This window comes from Streptomyces tanashiensis (genome assembly GCF_014648895.1).
Classification (GTDB): Bacteria; Actinomycetota; Actinomycetes; order Streptomycetales; family Streptomycetaceae; genus Streptomyces; species Streptomyces tanashiensis.
Window position 1 is genome coordinate 592,185 of the sequence record NZ_BMRZ01000003.1, and the last position, 17,836, is coordinate 610,020.

Consider the following 17,836-nt stretch of genomic DNA (forward strand, 5'->3'; position numbering starts at 1 on the left):
CGGTCGGGACTCAGGTCTTCTTGCGGAACTTGGCGACCGCGAGCGGTGCCGTCACGACGGTGATCAGTGCCGCCCAGCCGAGGGTCATCCACACCGAGTGGGCGACCGGGCCGCCGTTGATCAGGTTGCGGGCGGCGTCGGCGAGGTTGGACAGCGGGTTGTAGTCGGTGAAGGTCTCCAGCCAGCCGGGCATCGAGGTCGGCGGGGCGAAGATCGAGGAGCCGAACTGGAGGGGCATCAGGACCAGCATCGCCATGCCCTGGACGGCCTGGGCCGTCTTCATGGTGAGGCCGAGCAGGATGAAGATCCACATGAGGGACGCCCCGAAGACCATCGACAGGCCGATGGCCGCGAAGAGGTGGAGGACCGAGGTGTGGATCGTCAGGCCGAGCAGGAAGCCCATGCCGAGCAGGATCGCGGTGGCGATCAGCATCCGGCCCACCTCGACGAAGATCTTCGCGATGAGGACGGAGGACCGGGCGATCGGCATCGTCCGGAACCGGTCCATGACCCCCTTCTTGAAGTCGTCGTTGATGCCGACTCCGACGGCCATCGCGATGTTCATGCCCATCATGGCCATCAGGCCGGGCGTCACGTAGTTCACGTACGCGTCGTTGTTGCCCTTGCCGGCGATGGCGCCGCCGAAGACGTACACGAACAGCAGGATGAAGATGATCGGCATCAGGACGGCGTCGAACATCGACTCCGGGTCCTGCTTGATCTGGAGGGCGTTGCGCCGGGCCAGGGCGCCGATGTGGCGGAGGTTGGCCCGCAGGCCGATCCGGCCCTCGGCGGCGGGAGCGGGGCGCGCCGCGGCCGGACCCCGGGTGTCGGCGGGGGACTTGGTGACAGTGGTCGTGCTCACGCGGCGACCTCCTCGGTGATCGCGTCGGATACGGCGGTCTTCTGGCCGGTGATCGCGAGGAACACCTCGTCCAGGCTGGGCAGATGGGTGCCGATGTGGGCGATGCCGAAGCCGCGGGCGCCGAGCAGGGCCACGACGGCCGTCAGCTGCTCGTCGGCGAGGATCGGCACGTACAGCGCGCCCTCGTCGGGCACGACGGTCGAACCGGCGACCCCGTCGAGGCCCGTCTCGCGGAGCGCGGCGGCCATGGCGGGCAGCTGGCCCGGGTCCACGGGGCGGACCTTCAGGGTCCGGCCGCCGACCTTGGCCTTGAGCTCGTCGACCCCGCCCTTGGCGATGACCTTGCCCCGGTCGATGACGGTCAGCTCGCTGGCGAGCTGCTCCGCCTCCTCCATGTACTGGGTGGTGAGCAGGACGGTCACGCCCTCCGAGACCATCCGCTGCACCTCGTCCCACACCTCGTTGCGGGTGCGGGGGTCGAGGCCGGTCGTCGGCTCGTCCAGGTAGAGGACGGCGGGCTGTCCGATCATCGAGGCGGCGAGGTCGAGGCGGCGCCGCATGCCGCCGGAGTAGTTCATCGCCGGGCGCTTGGCGGCGTCGGTGAGGGAGAAGCGCTCCAGCATCTCGTCGGCGCGGCGGCGGGCGTCGGCGCGGGAGAGGTCGAGCAGCCGCCCGATCATGTAGAGGTTCTCCCAGCCGGACAGCTTCTCGTCGACCGAGGCGTACTGGCCGGTGAGGCCGATGGTGCGGCGCAGCTGGCGGGGGTGCCTCACCACGTCGTACCCGGCGACGGTGGCGGTCCCGGCGTCCGGGACGAGGAGGGTGGACAGGCAGCGGACGAGGGTGGTCTTGCCGGCGCCGTTGGGCCCGAGGACCCCGAGGACCGTGCCCTCCCGGACGTCCAGGTCGACCCCGTCGAGGGCCTTCGTCTCGCCGAAGTGCTTCACGAGGCCCCGGACCTCGACGGCGTTGGTGTGTGATCGCGTCATGTCCACCATGGAACAGGGCGCCACCGACAATCCCCCGACAGACGACCGACAGCCCGCCGATGGGGGATGTCGGCGGGCTGTCGGAGGTGCCGCAGTGGTCCTGAGGTCCCGGCGGACCCGGGTCCCGGCGGGCCCCGGGTCCTGTCGGACCTAGTGGAAGGTGTGCTCCTCGGCGGGGAACGCCCCGCCGCTGACGTCCTCGGCGAAGGCGCGGGCGGCGTCGCCGAGCGTCTCGCGGAGGTTGGCGTACTGCTTGGTGAAGCGCGGCACCTTGCCGCCGGTCAGGCCGGCCATGTCGGTCCAGACGAGGACCTGCGCGTCGGTGCCGGCGCCGGCGCCGATCCCGATGGTCGGGATGTGCAGCGAACGGGTGACCTCGGCGGCCAGTTCGGCCGGTACGAGCTCCAGGACGACGGCGAAGGCGCCCGCGTCCTGCGCCGCCTTGGCGTCGCTGAGCAGCCGGTGGGCGGCCTCGTCGGAGCGGCCCTGCACGCGGTAGCCCATGGTGTTGACGGACTGCGGGGTGAGTCCGAGGTGGGACATGACGGGGATGCCGGCCTGGACGAGCAGCTCGGTCTGCGGCAGCGAGCGCTCACCGCCCTCCAGCTTGACCGCGTTCACGCCGGCGTCCTTGACGAGCCGGGTGGCGTTGCGCAGGGCCTGGACGGGCCCTTCCTGGTACGAGCCGAACGGCAGGTCGCCGACGACGAGGGCGCGCCTGGTGCCCCGGACGACGGCGGCGGAGAGCAGGGTCATCTCGTCCATCGTGACGGGCACGGTGGTGTCGTAGCCGAGGTGACAGTTGCCCATCGAGTCGCCGACGAGGATCACCGGGATGCCGGCCTCGTCGAAGACGGAGGCGGTCATCGCGTCGTAGGCGGTGAGCATGGGCCACTTCTCGCCGCGGACCTTGGCGGCGGCGATGTCGTGGACGGTGATGCGGCGCGTGCCCTTCCCCCCGTACAGCGCCTTGCTGCTGTCGGCGGGCGGTTTCTGGGCAGCCTGAAGCGTCATGGTGAACGGCTCCTCTTGTCATCTCGAGGCGCCCTGTGGCGTCCCCGGACCACGTCCATGGTGGCACTTCGCCGGGCGGCCGGGGAAGTGGGCCGGAGTGGCGCTGTTCACACCGCCGCAACGTAAAGCCTCCGTCAGTTTTTTCGATACGAGACGGTCTCGTATCGAAATAGCCCTAGGGTGGTGCTCATGTCACAGCCGTCCACCGCACCCGCCCCGCCCGCCGGGCCCCGCGTCCCCGAGGCCGTCCACCGGCGTCGCTGGGCCGTCCTCGGCGTCCTCATGCTCAGCCTGCTGATCGTCGTCCTCGACAACTCGATCCTGAACGTCGCGGTCAGGACGATCGCCGCCCCCGCGCCCACCGGCATCGGCGCCACCCAGAGCGAGCTGGAGTGGTCGATCAACTCCTACACGCTCGTCTTCGCCGGACTCCTCTTCACCTCCGGCCTGCTCGGCGACCGCCTCGGCCGCAAGAAGGTGCTGCTCTTCGGCATCACCGTCTTCGGCATCGGCTCCGCCCTCGCCGCCCTCTCCGGCTCCCCGGGCGAGCTCATCGCCTACCGGGCCGTCATGGGCCTCGGCGCCGCGTTCGTGATGCCCGCGACGCTCGCCGTCCTCATGAACGTCTTCGAGCGCGACGAGCAGCCCAAGGCCATCGGCATCTGGGCCGGCAGCGTCGGCCTCGCCATCGCGATCGGCCCCATCACCGGCGGCATCCTCCTGGAGCACTTCTGGTGGGGATCGATCTTCCTCGTCAACGTGCCCGTGGTGCTCCTCGCCCTCGCCCTGATGCTGTGGCTCGTGCCCGACTCCCGCGACCCGAACCCCGGCCGCGTCGACATACCCGGCGTGCTGCTCTCCGTCGTCGGACTCGTCCTCCTCGTGTACGGCATCATCCGCGGCGGCGAACTGGCGGACTTCACCGACGTGACCGTCCTCGCCCCGGTCCTCGGCGGCCTCGCGGTCCTCGTCGGCTTCGTCCTCCACGAGCGGCGCAGCGACCACCCGGCCATCGACATGTCGTACTTCAGGAAGCCCGCGTTCTCGGCGGCCGTCGCCGCGATCGCGCTCGTCTTCTTCGCCCTCATGGGCGTCACCTTCTTCTCCGCCTTCTACCTGCAGAGCGTGCGCGGCTACAGCGCGCTGGAGTCCGGGCTGCTCATCCTGCCGCTCGCCGTCGCGCAGATGGTCTTCGCGCCCCGCGCCCGGCTCGTCGTCGACCGCTTCGGCGCCCGCGCCGTCTGCACCGGCGGCATGCTGCTGGTCGCCCTCGGTCTCGCGGCCTTCGCCCTCTTCGACGCCACGACCCCGGTCTGGGTCCTGGAGGTCGTCTTCTTCCTCCAGGGCGCGGGCATGGCGCACATCATGCCGCCGGTCACGGTCGCGATCATGCAGGCGCTGCCCCGCGAGAAGGCGGGCTCCGGCTCGGCGATCAACAACACCTTCCGGCAGGTCGGCGGCGCGCTGGGCGTGGCCGTCCTCGGCTCGGTGCTCTCCTCCACGTACCGGGGCGAGATCGAGGGGCACCTGGGCCAGGTCCCGGCCGCGCTGCGCGCCACGGCGGGCGAGTCCGTCGAGGCCACGCTCGCGGTCGCCGAGAAGCTCGGCCCGGCGGGCAAGGGCCTGGTGGCCCCCGCGTACAGCGCCTTCCTGGACGCCATGCACGTCACGGCGATCGCCTCGGCGGCGATCGCGCTGGCGGGGGCGGCGGTGGTGGCGGCGTTCCTTCCGGGGCGGGTGGCGGCGGGGGCCGCCGGTCCGGATGCCGGTGCGCCGGCGGACGCGGCCCCGAGCCGGCCCCACACCTCGACCCCGACCCGCTGACGGACCCGCGCCCCTCCGCGTGGGCCGCCCCGGCCCGTGTGGGCAATCGTCCCGCTGGGGCGGGACGGGTGGGCACACGGGACGGCGCCCCCAGCGGCGCCTCCGCGTTCCGTGCCTGGACCCGCACCACCAGTGCACTGCACCAGGGGTGCGGGTCCAGGCGCGGGAGCCTCGGGCGCCGGCAGGGGCGCCGTCCGTTGTGCCCACCCTCCCCCAAGCTCTCGGCTTCGCTCGAGCAGGGGGGACCCCCATCGCCCTGGGGGAACGATTGCCCACAACGGCGGGGCGCGGTGCCGTACGCGAGAATCGGGGGGACGACCAGGCAGTACCCGAACCAGAGACGGAGCGCGCACGTGTCCCTCCCCGAACCCCACGCCGACGCACCCGCGCCGGAGGCGTCCCGGCGGGGCCGGCCGCGGTCCGAGGCGGTCGAGCAGGCGATCTTCGACGCCGTCGGCGGCCTCCTGGAGGAGGGCGTCCCGCTCACCGAGCTGTCCATCGAGCGGATCGCCCGCACCGCCGGGGTCGGAAAAGCCACGATCTACCGCCGCTGGCCCGGCAAGGAGGAGCTCTTCGTCGAGCTGCTCCGCTCCGTGGAGCCCCAGGACCCGGTGCTCACCGGCACCTCGGTCCGGGACGACCTCGTCATGCTCCTGGAGATGCTGCGGCAGCGCGGCCTCGCCAAGCGGTCGTCCGCCCTGCTCCACAACGTGTTCTCGCAGATGCAGGCCTATCCCAAGCTGTGGGAGGCCTACCAGAACACCGTCATCGAACCGCGCCGCCGCCTCGGCCTCGACACGGTGCGGCGCGGCATGGAGCTGGGGGAGATCCGCGACGACCTCGACGCCGAGTTCGTCTCCGACCTCTTCACCGGCCCCCTGCTCCTCCGTACCGTCATCCGGCCCGGCGCCACCCTGGAGCCCGGCCTCGCCGAACAGGTCGTCGACGCCGTCATGGAGGGCGTGCGCCCCCGCTCCTGACCGGACCGCAGGGCACCGTCCCCGGCCGAACCCGCCCGGCACCACCCCGACCCGTACGAATGTGCGCGTTCTGTCACAGCCTTCCCACCCGCGCCACCTGCAGGAACCCGCCACGCGCCGGTGTCGTCCCTGGGGGAGTACGACGGACCCGTCATCGCCTAGTGTCGACGTCGGGTCACGGAGCGGGACAGCACGGCGGCAAGGCAGTGAGGACAGTGCGATGGCACGGGTGGACATGACGGAGACCGACCACGGCGACGCGGGGAGCGGGCGCCCCCGGTCCCGGTTCCGGACCGCGCTCGACGCGCTCCGCCACGACCGCGGGATCTGGCGCCGGGGCATCCTGCTCGCCGTGACCGCCGTGGCGCTCACGCTGCTCATGGTGTTCCACTCCGACATCCCCAACCGGATCGGCAACCTGGGCAGCCTCACCGAGACCTTCCTTCCCTGGCTCGGCCTCTTCGTGCCGCTCCTCCTCGTCCTCGCCCTCGTGCGCCGCTCCGCCACCGCGCTGATCGCGCTGCTGCTGCCGGCCGTGGTGTGGCTCAACCTCTTCGGCGGTCTCGTCGCCGACAAGTCGGCCCCGGGCGGCGACCTGACCGTCGCCACCCACAACGTGAACGCCGACAACCCCGACCCCGAGGGCACGGCCCGTCTGCTCGCGGCCTCCGGCGCCGACGTGCTCGCCCTGGAGGAGCTGAAGGGCGACATGGTCCCGGTCTACGAGAAGGGCCTCGCCGAGACCTTCCCGTACCACTCCGTCCAGGGCACGGTCGGCCTCTGGAGCAAGCTGCCGCTGCGCGCCGCGCAGCCCGTCGACATCCACATGGGCTGGACCCGCGCCATGCGCGCCTCCGTCGTGACCCCGAAGGGCGAGGTGGCCGTGTACGTCGCCCACCTGCCCTCCGTCCGGGTCAAGCTGAACGCCGGCTTCACCGCCAACCAGCGCGACAGCAGCGCCAACGCGCTCGGCGAGGCCATCGCCGGCGACCGGCACGAGCGGATCGTCCTCCTCGGCGACCTCAACGGCACCATGAACGACCGCGCGCTCAACGCCGTCACCTCGCAGCTGCGCTCCACCCAGGGCGCGGCGGGCGACGGCTTCGGCTTCAGCTGGCCGGCCTCGTTCCCGATGGCCCGCATCGACCAGATCATGGTCAAGGGCGTGGAGCCGATGTCGTCCTGGGCGCTGCCGGAGACGAAGAGCGACCACCTGCCGATCGCCGCCCGCGTGAAGCTCTGAAACCTCTTCTTCACCCTCCGGAAGAAAACACCTGAGACGCTTTGTTCCGTCGAAGAACTAACTTCCGGAAAGGCTCTCCCCATGCCCCTGGCGCTGCTCGCGCTCGCCGTCTCCGCCTTCGGCATCGGCACCACCGAATTCGTGATGATGGGCCTGCTCCCGCAGGTCGCCGACGACCTCGGCACCTCCGTCCCCACCGCCGGACACCTCGTCTCGGCGTACGCGATCGGGGTCGTCGTCGGCGCCCCGCTGCTCACGGCCCTCGGCTCCCGCGTCCCGCGCAAGCGGATGCTGCTCCTGCTCATGGCGCTCTTCACGGTCGGCAACCTCGCCTCCGCGCTCGCCCCCGGCTTCGGCTGGCTCGTCGCGGGCCGGGTCCTCGCCGGGCTCCCGCACGGCGCGTTCTTCGGCCTCGGCGCGGTCGTCGCCGCCCGGCTCGTGCGCGAGGACCGGCAGGCGCGGGCGGTCGCCACGATGTTCCTCGGCCTCACCGTCGCGAACATCCTCGGCGTACCGGCCGCGACCCTGCTCGGCCAGCACCTCGGCTGGCGGGCCACCTTCCTCGTGGTCTCCGCGATCGGCCTGCTCGCCATGGCCGCGCTCGCCCGCCTCGTCCCGTACGTGCCCGTGGACGAGCGGCAGGGCCTCGGACGCGAGGTGCGCGCCCTCGGCAGGCCCCAGGTGCTGCTCGGCCTGCTCACGGCCGTCTTCGGCTTCGCGGGCGTCTTCGCGGTCTACTCGTACCTCGCCTCGATGACGACCGAGGTGATGGGCTTCGGCGACTCCACCGTCACGATCGTCCTGGCCCTCTTCGGCCTCGGCATGACCGGCGGTGCGCTCGCCGCGGGACCGCTGACCGACCGGGCGCTCCGCCCCACGCTGTACGGCTCGCTCGCGGCCCTCGTCCTCGCCCTGGTCGCCTTCCGCTTCACCGTCCACGTGCCCTGGCTGGCGCTCGTCACGGTCGTCGTGCTCGGCGCGGTCGGCTTCATGACGACCACCCCGCTCCAGATGCTGGTCATGAACAAGGCCAAGGACGCCCCGACGCTCGCCTCCGCCTCCAACCACTCCGCCTTCAACCTCGCCAACGCGGGCGGCGCCTGGGCCGGCGGGGCCGCCGTCGCCGCCGGCTGGGGCTGGACCTCCCCGACCCTCGTCGGCGCGGGCCTCACGGTCGCCGGCCTGGTGATCGCGGCGGTGGCGGGCCTGCTCGACCGGGGCACGGGCGAGGGGGCCTCCCGCGTCGTCGCGGGAAGCCCCCTCACGGCGGAGGAACCGGAGGTCAGCCGGACGTCGACTCCCGCCAGCGGTTCGTGATCGGCAGCCGCCGGTCCTTGCCGAAGCCCTTCGCCGAGATCTTGGTGCCCGGCGGGTACTGGCGCCGCTTGTACTCCGCCGTGTCCACCATCCGCAGCGTCCGCGTCACCAGCTCCTCGTCGAACCCGGCCGCCACGATGGCGTCCCGGCCCCGGTCCCGGTCCACGTACAGCGCGAGGACCGCGTCCAGCACGTCGTAGTCCGGCAGCGAGTCCGTGTCGACCTGGCCGGGGCGCAGCTCGGCGCTGGGCGGCTTGGTGATCGAGCTCTCCGGGATCGGCGGGGTCTGGCCGCGCTCCTCGGCCGCCCGGTTCCGCCAGCGGGCGAGCCGGAAGACGTCCGACTTGTAGACGTCCTTGATGGGCCCGAACGCGCCGACGGAGTCGCCGTACAGCGTCGAGTAGCCCACCGCCAGCTCCGACTTGTTGCCGGGCGCGAGGACGAGGTGCCCCTCCTGGTTGGAGAGCGCCATCAGCGTCGTGCCGCGCAGCCGCGACTGGAGGTTCTCCTCGGCGAGACCGGTGAGCCCGAGCGCGCCCATGTACGCGTCGAACATCGGCTCGATCGACACGGTGCGGAAGTGCAGCCCCGTCCGGCGGGCCAGCTCGGACGCGTCGCCGCGCGAGTGGTCGGAGGAGTACTTCGAGGGCATCGACACGCCGTACACGTGGTCCGCGCCGAGCGCGTCGCAGGCGATCGACGCGACGAGCGCCGAGTCGATGCCGCCGGACAGGCCGATCAGGACCGAGCGGAAACCGTTCTTCGCGACGTACGCCCGCAGCCCGATCACCAGCGCCGAGTACACCTCCTCGTCGTCGTCGAGCCGGTGCGCGTAACCGCCCGTCAGCTCCGGCTCGTACGCGGGCAGCGGCTCCTCCGACAGCACCACCCGGTCGATCCGCAGCCCGTCGTCGACCAGGCCCTCGGGCGCGTCCGCCTCGGCCGCCGGCAGCTCCAGATCCAGGATCACGCTGCCCTCCACGAACTGCGGGGCGCGCGCGATCACTTCGCCGGCCGCGTCCACGACGATCGAGTCGCCGTCGAAGACCAGCTCGTCCTGACCGCCCGTCATCGCCAGGTACGCGGTGACGCACCCGGCCTCCTGCGCCCGCTTGCGGACCAGTTCGAGCCGGGTGTCGTCCTTGTTCCGCTCGTACGGCGAGGCGTTGACCGACAGCAGCAGCCCCGCACGGGCACTGCGCGCCGCGGGAACCCGGCCGCCGTCCTGCCAGAGGTCCTCGCAGATCGCCAGGGCCACGTCGACGCCGTGGACGCGGACCACCGGCAGGGTGTCGCCCTGCACGAAGTAGCGGTACTCGTCGAAGACGCCGTAGTTCGGCAGGTGGTGCTTGGCGAAGCGCAGCACCACCTCGCCGCGGTACAGCACGGCAGCCGCGTTCTCCGGGGACCCGGCGGGGCGGCCGAGCCTCGGCACGGCCCGCTCGGAGCGGTCGAGGTAGCCGACGACGACCGGCAGCTCCCCGAACCCCTCGTCCGCGAGACGCCGGGCGAGCCCGCGCAGGGCCGTCCGGGACGCCTCCACGAAGGAGGAGCGCAGCGCGAGGTCCTCGACGGGATATCCGGTCAGCGCCATCTCGGGGAACGCGACGAGATGCGCGCCCTGCCCGGCGGCGTGCCGGGTCCAGTGCACGATCGCCTCGGCGTTCCCGGCGATGTCTCCGACGGTCGAGTCGATCTGATTCAGGGCGAGGCGTAGTTGAGGCACCCGCCCAGTGTAATCGTCAGACCGACGCTATGTCCTGGGATCCGCCGCGCCATGTCGCACGGCGAGGGAGACGCCCCCCGTGCCGCCGGCCTGCGAGGCGGCCCCGCCCGCCGATCACGGCCCCATGGCGACCACTGACGGACCGGCAGAGCCGGCACGGCCGTGGAGGGTTGCGGCGGACGCGGGTGCCCGCCGGGAACCTTCGGCCGCGCCCTGACGTTCGAGCCGGTATGTCCAGGAGTGTCACGCGTACGGCCGCCGTCCTGCTGGCCCTCGGCGCGCTCGCGTACACCGCCTGGGTCCTCGAAGTCCTCGTCCGGACCGGGCTCGACCCCGTCCGGACGTACGTCTCCGAACTGGCCGCCGCCGACCAGCCCCTCGGCGGCCTCTTCCGCGCCACGGACCTCACGGCCGGCCTCCTGGTCCTCGCGGGCGCCCTGACGGTCCTCGCGGGCACCCGGGACCGCCGCCCCCCGCTCCTCACCGGCTGGATCGCCCTCGCCGTCTTCGGAGCCGCCACCGCCGTCGACTCGCGGCTGCCGCTGAGCTGCGCGCCGACCGCCGACCCCGAGTGCGCGGCCCGCGAGACCGCCGGCCTCGTCCCCGCCACCCATACGGCCCACGCCGTCAGCTCCAGCCTCGCGACGGCCGGCGCGCTCGTCGCCCTCGTCGCCCTGACCGCGGCCGCCCGCCGGTACGGACAGTGGCCGCCCCTGGCCCGTACCGGCCCGGTCCTCGTCGTCCTGGAGCTCGCCGCCACCGCATGGACCCTCGCCGCCGTCGCCGCCTTCGAGGCCGGGAAGGGCATCTGGTCCCTCGGCGCGGGCCAGCGGCTCCAGGTCCTCCTGGTGGCCGTGTGGCTCGCCGTCCTGGCCCTCTCCCTCCTCCGGGAGGAACGGTGACGGCCTTCGTACGGATCGGGGGAGTGGCCCACCACGTGACCGTCGACGGCACCGGTCCCGTCTGCGTCCTGAGCGCCGGCCTCGGCCTGAGCTGGTTCGACTGGGACCCGGTCGTCCCGTACCTCGCCCCGCACCGCACGGTCGTCCGCTTCGACCGCCCCGGCCACGGCCTGTCCGCCCCGGCCGCCGGGCCGCCGACGGCGGCGGGCGAGGCCGGCCGGATCGCGGCCGTCCTCGACGCGCTCGGACACCGCGAGCCCGTCACCGTCGTCGGGCACTCGATCGCCGGGTTCCACGCGGAGGCCTTCGCCCGGCTCCACCCCGGCCGGACCGCCGCCCTCGTCCTCGTCGACTCCTCCGTGGAGGAGCACCCCCGCCCGCCCCGCACGACCGCCGGGACCACGGGGGCCCGGGCCCTCGCCGCCGTCCTGTGCGCCGCGGGGATCCCCGCCGCCCTCGGCCCCGCGTTCCGCAGGCTCGCCGTCCGCCGGGACCCGGCGCCCGCCGGCCTGGTCCGCCGCGTCTACGGCACCTCGCGCGTCCTGCGCGGCACCCTCCTGGAGAACGCCCGGTACGGAGCCGTCGCCGCCGAACTCCTCGCCCTGCGCGAGCGGCACCCCCTCCCGCCGGACCTCCCCGTCACCGTCCTCGCCGCCCCCGACGGCTCCGCCCGCTGGGAACGGCGCCAGCGGGCGCTGGCCCGGCGGCTCGGCGCCCGCTACGAGACGGCCGCGGCCTCGGGGCACCTGGTCATGCTCGACCGCCCGGACGCGGTGGCCCGGGCGGTCCTGGAAGCGGGGGCAGGTCCCGCGTGACGGTCAGCCGGCGGCGTAGACGCTCGCGCAGAACGCCTTGATCTGCTCGTCCGACAGGTGCTGGGCCAGATCTGCCTCGCTGATCATGCCCACCAGCTTCTTGCCCTCGATGACGGGGAGCCGCCGGATCTGGTGGCTCTGCATCTCCTCGAGGACGGCGCCCACGTCCGCGCCCGACTCGACCCAGCGCGGAGTGCCCTTCGCCATCTCCCCGCAGGTGACCTTCGCCGGGTCGTGGCCCATGGCCACACAGCCGACCACGATGTCGCGGTCCGTGAGGATGCCGCAGAGCCGTTCGTTCTCGTCGGCGATGGGCAGCGCGCCCACGTTCAGGTTGCGCATCAGCTGAGCGGCGCGGTCGAGCGTCTCGTGTGCCGGGATCCACTGGGCCCCGGGATGCATGATGTCCTTCGCCGTGGTCATGGGGTGCGTACCTTTCGTCGAACGTCGTCGTACGAACTCCCCGAGCCCACCCATTGTCGGCGGACGGCTCGGCCCCCGCGACCGCAGCGGGTCACGGGGGCCGTGGGCCTCGTCCGGCGGGGTCAGGCCCCGCGCTTCCGCAGCATGTCCGCCATCAGCGCCATCTCGGACGTCTGCGCGTCGACCATGCCCTGCGCGAGGTTCCGCTCGATGTCCACGCCGCACTTCTGGACACAGCCCTCGGCCATGTGGACCCCGCCCCTGTGGTGCTCGGTCATGAGCTTCAGGTAGAGGACCTCGGCCTTCCGGCCACTGGCCCTGCGCAGCTCGTCCAGCTGCGCGTCGGTCGCCATGCCCGGCATCAGGGCCCCGTCCAGCGCGTCCGCGTCGGCCGAGACGCCCATGCCCATCCAGGTCATCGGCTCGACACCGGACTCGTTCTTCGGCAGCCCCCACAGGTCGAGCCAGCCGAGCATCATGCCCCGCTGGTTGGCCTGCGTGTTGGCGATGTCGTACGCGAGCCGCCGGACCTCCTCGTCCTTCGTCCGGTCCCGGACGATGAACGACATCTCGACGGCCTGCTGGTGGTGGACCGACATGTCCCGGGCGAAGCCGGCGTCCGCGGACGAGGAGACCGGGGTGGCCGGGGCCTCGTCACGGTCGGCGGAGGCGACGGTGACCGCGCCCCCGGCGAACAGCAGCGCGAGGGCGACGGCGGTGACCGCCGCCCCCTGCGTACGGTTGAGCCTCACTGGCCCATCCCCGTACCGCCCTGACCGTCCGCGCCGATCCCGCCCGTGCAGGCCGCGCCCGGCTCCGGGGTCTGCGGGCCCTGCACGTACTTCGTGAAGAAGGCGTCGACGCGCGGGTCGTCCGCGCCGTCAACGGTCACCTGCTTGCCCCAGGCGGACAGCATGATCGCCCCGGTCTGGTCGTCCACCGGGCTCATCAGCGAGTACTTGGTCTTGCCGACCTTGTCGGCCAGCTTCTTCACATCGGCCTGCGAGGCCTTCTTGTTGTACGTCACCCAGACGGCCCCGTGCTCCAGCGAGTGCACGGCGTTCACGTCGGCGATCTTCTTGTCGTAGACCACGCCGTCGCAGTTCATCCAGACCGGGTTGTGGTCACCGCCGACCGGCGGCTTCATGTCGTACTTCACGGCCGTCTCGACGTGGTTGCGGCCGAGCTTCTTCGCGTCCCAGGACTTCTCGGCCGCGATGGGGGCCTTGGCGGCGGCGTCCTTCTTGTCCTGCTCGTCGGACTTCTTCATCAGCACGAAGGTGCCGAAGCCGACGAGGCCCAGCACGACGACGGACGAGACGCCGATGGTGATCAGGCGGTTGCGGCGCTCACGGGCCTGCTCGGCGCGGCGCATCTCCTCTATTCGGGCGCGGCGGTCGGCGGTGGCGGAGCGGTTGGCGGCCATGGTGATGTCGTCCTTCTTCAGGAGTGGGGTGGAGTTCGGGGGTGGACGTGCGGGGGCGGGGCCCGCCTCGGGGGCGGGGCGCCCGTCGCCGTCACGTCCGGAGAACTTGAAGGACGTGCAGGTCCGGCGCGCGCGGCCGGGCGTCCGAGCGGCGCGCCGGCCCGTCACCGGAGGGCGGGGCGAGGCGCGGCGCCCCGCCCGCCGCGTGGAGCGGGGGGTCGAGCGGGGGCGCGCTGAGCACCGCGGGGGAGAGCGAGGGGAAGAGGGAACAGCCGCCGCGGTCGTACGGGCAGACGTACTCGCCGGTGACGGCCGCGGCCTCGGCGGTGACGCCGGCCGTCCCGCCGGCGACGCCCGTGGCCCGCGGACCCTCCTCGTGATGGGCCCGTTCCCCGTCCGGCCCCGTCCCCAGACAGAGGAAGAGCGCGGCGAGGAGCGTCGCCACGGCACTCGCCAGTGCCATGGGACGCGCGTGTCGGGACAGGCGTACGAGCCGTGGGGCCCCCATGGGCGCAGATCGTAGTGGGCGAAAGGCCCCTGTGGGCCGAACGGGGTACCACTCGGTACCGGCGAACGGGCGTCGGACGGGCGGACAGAGCCCCTCCCGGCACCCGGATCCGGCCGTTTCCCCGTTACCTGAGTCACACCCGAGCAGGCAGTATGGGTGTGCAACGTGCGCGAAACCATGTGGTGGGATGCTCAGGTGCCCCCCGATGTACCGGAGGCGGTGGGAGCAGGCGGCCTGACCAGCGAGGATGGGTGTGGAAATGGACAAGCAGCAGGAATTTGTGCTCCGTACGCTCGAGGAGCGCGACATCCGCTTCGTACGTCTGTGGTTCACCGACGTGCTCGGCTTCCTGAAGTCGGTGGCGGTGGCGCCCGCCGAGCTCGAGCAGGCCTTCGACGAGGGCATCGGCTTCGACGGCTCCGCGATCGAGGGCTTCGCCCGCGTATACGAATCGGACATGATCGCCAAGCCGGACCCGGGCACCTTCCAGATCCTGCCGTGGCGCGCCGAGGCCCCGGGCACGGCCCGGATGTTCTGCGACATCCTCATGCCGGACGGCTCGCCGTCCTTCGCGGACCCGCGCTACGTCCTCAAGCGGGCCCTGGCCAAGACCTCCGACCTCGGCTTCACCTTCTACACCCACCCCGAGATCGAGTTCTTCCTCCTGAAGGACAAGCCGCTCGACGGCACCCGGCCCACCCCGGCCGACAACTCGGGCTACTTCGACCACACCCCGCAGAACGTCGGCATGGACTTCCGCCGCCAGGCCATCACCATGCTCGAATCGATGGGCATCTCGGTGGAGTTCTCCCACCACGAGGGCGCGCCCGGCCAGCAGGAGATCGACCTCCGCTACGCCGACGCCCTGTCCACGGCGGACAACATCATGACCTTCCGCCTGGTCATGAAGCAGGTGGCCCTGGAGCAGGGCGTCCAGGCGACGTTCATGCCCAAGCCGTTCTCGGACTACCCGGGCTCCGGCATGCACACCCACCTGTCCCTCTTCGAGGGCGACCGGAACGCCTTCTACGAGTCGGGCGCCGAGTACCAGCTGTCGAAGGTGGGCCGCTCCTTCATCGCCGGCCTCCTGCGGCACGCGGGCGAGACCTCCGCCGTCACCAACCAGTGGGTCAACTCCTACAAGCGCATCTGGGGCGGCTCCTCCCGCACGGCCGGCTCGGGCGGCGAGGCCCCCTCGTACATCTGCTGGGGCCACAACAACCGCTCCGCCCTCATCCGCGTCCCCATGTACAAGCCGGGCAAGACGGGCTCGTCCCGCGTCGAGGTCCGCTCCATCGACTCCGGCGCCAACCCGTACCTGACGTACGCGGTCCTCCTCGCCGCGGGCCTCAAGGGCATCGAGGAGGGGTACGAACTCCCGGCCGGCGCCGACGACGACGTCTGGGCCCTCTCCGACTCGGAGCGCCGCGCGATGGGCATCGAGCCGCTCCCGCAGAACCTGGGCGAGGCGATCGCCCTGATGGAGAAGAGCGAACTGGTCGCGGAGACGCTCGGCGAGCACGTCTTCGACTTCTTCCTCCGCAACAAGAAGCAGGAGTGGGAGGAGTACCGCTCCGAGGTCACCGCCTTCGAGCTCCGCAAGAACCTGCCGGTGCTGTAAGGGACGTGGACGCTCCCCGACGCGCCCGGCGCCCCGGCGGCACGGAACTCGCGCCCACGCGCGCCAACCGGGTGGCCAACACGGTGCCCGGTCTCGCGCCCGGTCTCGGCCTTCTGGTGTACGCGGCGGAGGCCGGGACCCCCGGGGAGCGGGCGGCGGCGGTGGCCGCCGTCCTGGTGTGCGGGGTCCTCGCCGTGCGGGGGTATCGCGCGGGGGTCCGGTGCGAGGCCGAGCGGCTCGTGGTGCGCGGCTACGTGTGGACGCGGGTGATACCGCGGGCGGCCGTCACCGGCGTCACGGGTCTTCCTGCCGTCCGCTGGACCTCGGCCGGGGGGCGGCGGCGGTGGACGCCGGTCACCGCCTTCGCGACGGTCTCGGGGGAGACCGGCGGGGCGCGGTCGCGCAAGCGGCACAACGCGGCGAGGCTGCGGCGCTGGGCGGCCCGGGGCTAAACCCGTTGCCCCTGGTGAGGGAGGCACCCCAGACTGCCCCGGTGAAGATCGATTCCGTCGCCACCGCGCGGCTCGTGTTGCATCCGTTGAGCAGGGAAGAGGCCGAGCGCATCGTCGCCCGGGAATCCGGGCCGGAGGACCTCTGGGGGGAGGGATACCCCGGGGACGGGGACGTCCGGGCGAACACCGGGTTCCTGCGGGGGCTCGCCGAGCGGGGGGACCCGGGGGCGTTCCGGCTCTACGAGATACGGCTCGACGGGGTCGCCGTCGGCGGCATCGGGTTCCACGGGCCGCCGGACGAGATCGGCGTCGCGACCGTCGGCTACGGCCTCGTGCCCGCGGTCCGGGGCAAGGGGTACGCCTCCGAGGCGCTGCGGGCGCTGCTGGAGACGGCCCGGGTGGCCGGCGCCGCCGGGGTGAAGGGCGACGCGGACCTGGACAACCCGGCCTCGCACCGGGTGATGGAGGCCGCCGGGATGCGGTGCGTCGCGGAGGACGACCAGCTCCGCCACTTCTACCTGGGTTTCTAGCGTCCGTACGGCTCGGGTCGCGTTCTCCCTGGGTTTCCAGCGTCCGTACGGCTCGGGCTTCTCCCCGGGTCTCTCGCGCCCGTACGGCTCCGGCCGCGCTAGCGTCGGGCCTCATGCAGGAATCCGAGCCCCGTGTCTGGTACGCCGCCTACGGCTCCAACACGCACGTCGAGCGCCTGCGGTACTACCTCGACGGCGGCCGTCCGCCCGGGGGCGCCCGGGAGTTCCCCGGGTGCCGGGACCCGCGCCCGCCCGAGCGGTCCGTGCCGGTCGTGCTGCCCGGACGGGTGTACTTCGCGGCCGAGTCGACCGTGTGGGGCGGCGGCCTCGCCTTCTACGACCCGGCCGCGGACGGCACCGCGTGGGGCGTCGCGCACCTGCTGACGGCCGGGCAGTTCTCGGACATCGCCGCCCAGGAGATGTACCGCGCGCCGGGCTCCGACCTCGATCTGACCGAGGTCCTCGCCACCGGGCGCCGCGTGCTCGGGGACGGCCGGTACGAGACCCTCGTCCGCCCCGGGTTCCTCGACGGGCTCCCGGTGGTGACGTTCACCGCCCCCTGGCCGATGCCCGGCGACGACGGACTGCGGGCGCCCTCCGCCGCCTACCTGCGGCACCTGGCGGCCGGTCTCGGCCGGACGGGGGCCTGGCCGCACGCCGACGTCGCCGCCTACCTCGCGGCCTGCCCCGGCGCCGCCGGGCACTGGACGGCCCGGGCCGTGGCCCGGCTCAGCGCTCCGACAGCTCCGACGGGGCCTCCTGCACCACCCAGCCGTTGCCGTCCGGGTCCTCGAAGGTCATGAACGAGTTCCAGGTGTCGCCCTTGCCGTCCTCCCAGCCCGTCGCCCCGACGTGCATCACCGGTGACACCCCGACGCCCCGGCCGGCGAGCTCCGCCCGCGCCGCCTCGATGTCCGTGACGCAGAGCTGGAGGCCGTGCAGGCTGCCCGGGCTCATCTCCTTGGTACCGGGCATCGGCGGCATGCCGCTCAGCATCGCGATCGAGCATCGCGAGCCGGGCGGCGTCGCCTGGATGATGCGCATGCCGGGCGCCACCTCGTCGTCCAGGTCGATGGTGAAGCCGCACTTCGTGCCGTAGAACTCCTTCGCCCGGTCCATGTCGGTGACGGGGACGGGGACGACTTCCAGCGTCAGGTTCATGGGGACCACGGTCCCGTACGAGCCCGCCTCATGCACCCGG

The 17,836-nt window shown here is 72.6% G+C and carries 19 protein-coding genes; 10 read left to right on the forward strand and 9 right to left on the reverse strand.

Annotated elements, in window-relative coordinates; genetic code table 11:
- Nucleotides 1-10: 10 nt before the first annotated feature.
- The 3 genes from IE237_RS13325 to panB form a co-directional block, all read right to left on the reverse strand.
- Nucleotides 11-865, reverse strand: a complete 855-nt coding sequence (locus tag IE237_RS13325) for an ABC transporter permease (protein WP_189802110.1) — start codon at nt 863-865, stop codon at nt 11-13.
- Nucleotides 862-1,863, reverse strand: a complete 1,002-nt coding sequence (locus tag IE237_RS13330) for an ATP-binding cassette domain-containing protein (protein WP_189802111.1) — start codon at nt 1,861-1,863, stop codon at nt 862-864. The genes IE237_RS13325 and IE237_RS13330 overlap by 4 nt, the downstream gene beginning before the upstream one ends.
- 141 nt (nt 1,864-2,004) lie before the next feature.
- Nucleotides 2,005-2,868: a 3-methyl-2-oxobutanoate hydroxymethyltransferase gene (panB, locus tag IE237_RS13335; protein ID WP_189802112.1), complete on the reverse strand. Its 864-nt coding sequence runs from the start codon at nt 2,866-2,868 to the stop codon at nt 2,005-2,007.
- 189 nt (nt 2,869-3,057) lie between these two features.
- Here panB and IE237_RS13340 point away from each other — a divergent pair, with 189 nt between their 5' ends.
- From IE237_RS13340 to IE237_RS13355, 4 genes are all read left to right on the forward strand, one after another.
- Nucleotides 3,058-4,692, forward strand: coding sequence for an MFS transporter (locus IE237_RS13340; protein ID WP_189802113.1), 1,635 nt, complete (start codon nt 3,058-3,060; stop codon nt 4,690-4,692).
- Between the two features lie 353 nt (nt 4,693-5,045).
- Entirely contained in the window at nt 5,046-5,672 is a 627-nt protein-coding gene (locus IE237_RS13345) for a TetR/AcrR family transcriptional regulator (protein WP_189802114.1), read from the forward strand.
- 220 nt (nt 5,673-5,892) lie between these two features.
- Nucleotides 5,893-6,915: an endonuclease/exonuclease/phosphatase family protein gene (locus IE237_RS13350; protein ID WP_189802115.1), complete on the forward strand. Its 1,023-nt coding sequence runs from the start codon at nt 5,893-5,895 to the stop codon at nt 6,913-6,915.
- A gap of 81 nt (nt 6,916-6,996) precedes the next feature.
- Entirely contained in the window at nt 6,997-8,232 is a 1,236-nt protein-coding gene (locus IE237_RS13355) for an MFS transporter (RefSeq protein ID WP_189802116.1), read from the forward strand.
- Here IE237_RS13355 and IE237_RS13360 read toward each other — a convergent pair.
- Nucleotides 8,198-9,958 (reverse strand): NAD+ synthase, encoded by a 1,761-nt coding sequence (locus IE237_RS13360; RefSeq protein ID WP_189802117.1) that lies wholly within the window; start codon nt 9,956-9,958, stop codon nt 8,198-8,200. The genes IE237_RS13355 and IE237_RS13360 overlap by 35 nt on opposite strands.
- A 230-nt stretch (nt 9,959-10,188) precedes the next feature.
- Between IE237_RS13360 and IE237_RS13365 the strand changes: the two genes are divergently transcribed.
- Nucleotides 10,189-10,860: a DUF998 domain-containing protein gene (locus tag IE237_RS13365; protein WP_229842645.1), complete on the forward strand. Its 672-nt coding sequence runs from the start codon at nt 10,189-10,191 to the stop codon at nt 10,858-10,860.
- Nucleotides 10,857-11,675 (forward strand): alpha/beta fold hydrolase, encoded by an 819-nt coding sequence (locus tag IE237_RS13370; protein ID WP_229842646.1) that lies wholly within the window; start codon nt 10,857-10,859, stop codon nt 11,673-11,675. The genes IE237_RS13365 and IE237_RS13370 overlap by 4 nt, the downstream gene beginning before the upstream one ends.
- 3 nt (nt 11,676-11,678) lie before the next feature.
- Here IE237_RS13370 and IE237_RS13375 read toward each other — a convergent pair whose 3' ends face one another.
- From IE237_RS13375 to IE237_RS13390, 4 genes are all read right to left on the reverse strand, one after another.
- On the reverse strand, nt 11,679-12,098 hold the full coding sequence (locus IE237_RS13375) for a CBS domain-containing protein (protein ID WP_189802119.1): 420 nt from the start codon (nt 12,096-12,098) through the stop codon (nt 11,679-11,681).
- 122 nt (nt 12,099-12,220) lie between these two features.
- A complete protein-coding gene (locus IE237_RS13380) occupies nt 12,221-12,850 on the reverse strand; it encodes a DUF305 domain-containing protein (RefSeq protein WP_189802120.1) in 630 nt (209 codons plus the stop codon).
- Nucleotides 12,847-13,524, reverse strand: coding sequence for a thioredoxin-like domain-containing protein (locus IE237_RS13385; protein ID WP_189802121.1), 678 nt, complete (start codon nt 13,522-13,524; stop codon nt 12,847-12,849). The genes IE237_RS13380 and IE237_RS13385 overlap by 4 nt, the downstream gene beginning before the upstream one ends.
- Nucleotides 13,525-13,615: 91 nt before the next feature.
- Complete coding sequence (locus IE237_RS13390) at nt 13,616-13,987, reverse strand: hypothetical protein (RefSeq protein ID WP_229842647.1); 372 nt, start codon at nt 13,985-13,987, stop codon at nt 13,616-13,618.
- 304 nt (nt 13,988-14,291) lie between these two features.
- On the opposite strand from IE237_RS13390, the gene glnA2 reads away from it, so the two are divergent.
- The 4 genes from glnA2 to IE237_RS13410 all read left to right on the forward strand — a co-directional run bounded on the left by glnA2 (nt 14,292) and on the right by IE237_RS13410 (nt 17,438).
- Entirely contained in the window at nt 14,292-15,653 is a 1,362-nt protein-coding gene (gene glnA2, locus IE237_RS13395) for a gamma-glutamylpolyamine synthetase GlnA2 (RefSeq protein WP_033209691.1), read from the forward strand.
- Nucleotides 15,654-15,658: 5 nt separating this feature from the next.
- On the forward strand, nt 15,659-16,105 hold the full coding sequence (locus IE237_RS13400) for a hypothetical protein (RefSeq protein WP_189802123.1): 447 nt from the start codon (nt 15,659-15,661) through the stop codon (nt 16,103-16,105).
- Between the two features lie 41 nt (nt 16,106-16,146).
- On the forward strand, nt 16,147-16,635 hold the full coding sequence (locus IE237_RS13405; RefSeq protein ID WP_189802124.1) for a GNAT family N-acetyltransferase: 489 nt from the start codon (nt 16,147-16,149) through the stop codon (nt 16,633-16,635).
- Between the two features lie 113 nt (nt 16,636-16,748).
- On the forward strand, nt 16,749-17,438 hold the full coding sequence (locus IE237_RS13410) for a histone deacetylase (protein WP_229842649.1): 690 nt from the start codon (nt 16,749-16,751) through the stop codon (nt 17,436-17,438).
- On the opposite strand, the gene IE237_RS13415 is transcribed toward IE237_RS13410, so the two are convergent.
- Nucleotides 17,365-17,796 carry a VOC family protein gene (locus IE237_RS13415; RefSeq protein ID WP_189802125.1) on the reverse strand — a complete coding sequence of 144 codons (432 nt, stop codon included), beginning with the start codon at nt 17,794-17,796 and terminating at the stop codon, nt 17,365-17,367. The two genes, IE237_RS13410 and IE237_RS13415, sit on opposite strands and share 74 nt — an antisense overlap.
- Nucleotides 17,797-17,836 lie beyond the last annotated feature (40 nt).

Excerpts from the sequence above, each read along its gene's own strand:
- IE237_RS13390 (WP_229842647.1), bottom strand. The coding sequence starts at position 13,987 with ATGGCACTGGCGAGTGCCGTGGCGACGCTCCTCGCCGCGCTCTTCCTC.
- IE237_RS13415 (WP_189802125.1), bottom strand. The coding sequence starts at position 17,796 with ATGAACCTGACGCTGGAAGTCGTCCCCGTCCCCGTCACCGACATGGAC.
- glnA2 (WP_033209691.1), top strand. The coding sequence starts at position 14,292 with ATGGACAAGCAGCAGGAATTTGTGCTCCGTACGCTCGAGGAGCGCGAC.
- IE237_RS13365 (WP_229842645.1), top strand. The coding sequence starts at position 10,189 with ATGTCCAGGAGTGTCACGCGTACGGCCGCCGTCCTGCTGGCCCTCGGC.
- panB (WP_189802112.1), bottom strand. The coding sequence starts at position 2,868 with ATGACGCTTCAGGCTGCCCAGAAACCGCCCGCCGACAGCAGCAAGGCG.
- IE237_RS13355 (WP_189802116.1), top strand. The coding sequence starts at position 6,997 with ATGCCCCTGGCGCTGCTCGCGCTCGCCGTCTCCGCCTTCGGCATCGGC.
- IE237_RS13330 (WP_189802111.1), bottom strand. The coding sequence starts at position 1,863 with ATGGTGGACATGACGCGATCACACACCAACGCCGTCGAGGTCCGGGGC.
- IE237_RS13385 (WP_189802121.1), bottom strand. The coding sequence starts at position 13,524 with ATGGCCGCCAACCGCTCCGCCACCGCCGACCGCCGCGCCCGAATAGAG.
- IE237_RS13410 (WP_229842649.1), top strand. The coding sequence starts at position 16,749 with ATGCAGGAATCCGAGCCCCGTGTCTGGTACGCCGCCTACGGCTCCAAC.
- IE237_RS13350 (WP_189802115.1), top strand. The coding sequence starts at position 5,893 with ATGGCACGGGTGGACATGACGGAGACCGACCACGGCGACGCGGGGAGC.
- IE237_RS13340 (WP_189802113.1), top strand. The coding sequence starts at position 3,058 with ATGTCACAGCCGTCCACCGCACCCGCCCCGCCCGCCGGGCCCCGCGTC.
- IE237_RS13375 (WP_189802119.1), bottom strand. The coding sequence starts at position 12,098 with ATGACCACGGCGAAGGACATCATGCATCCCGGGGCCCAGTGGATCCCG.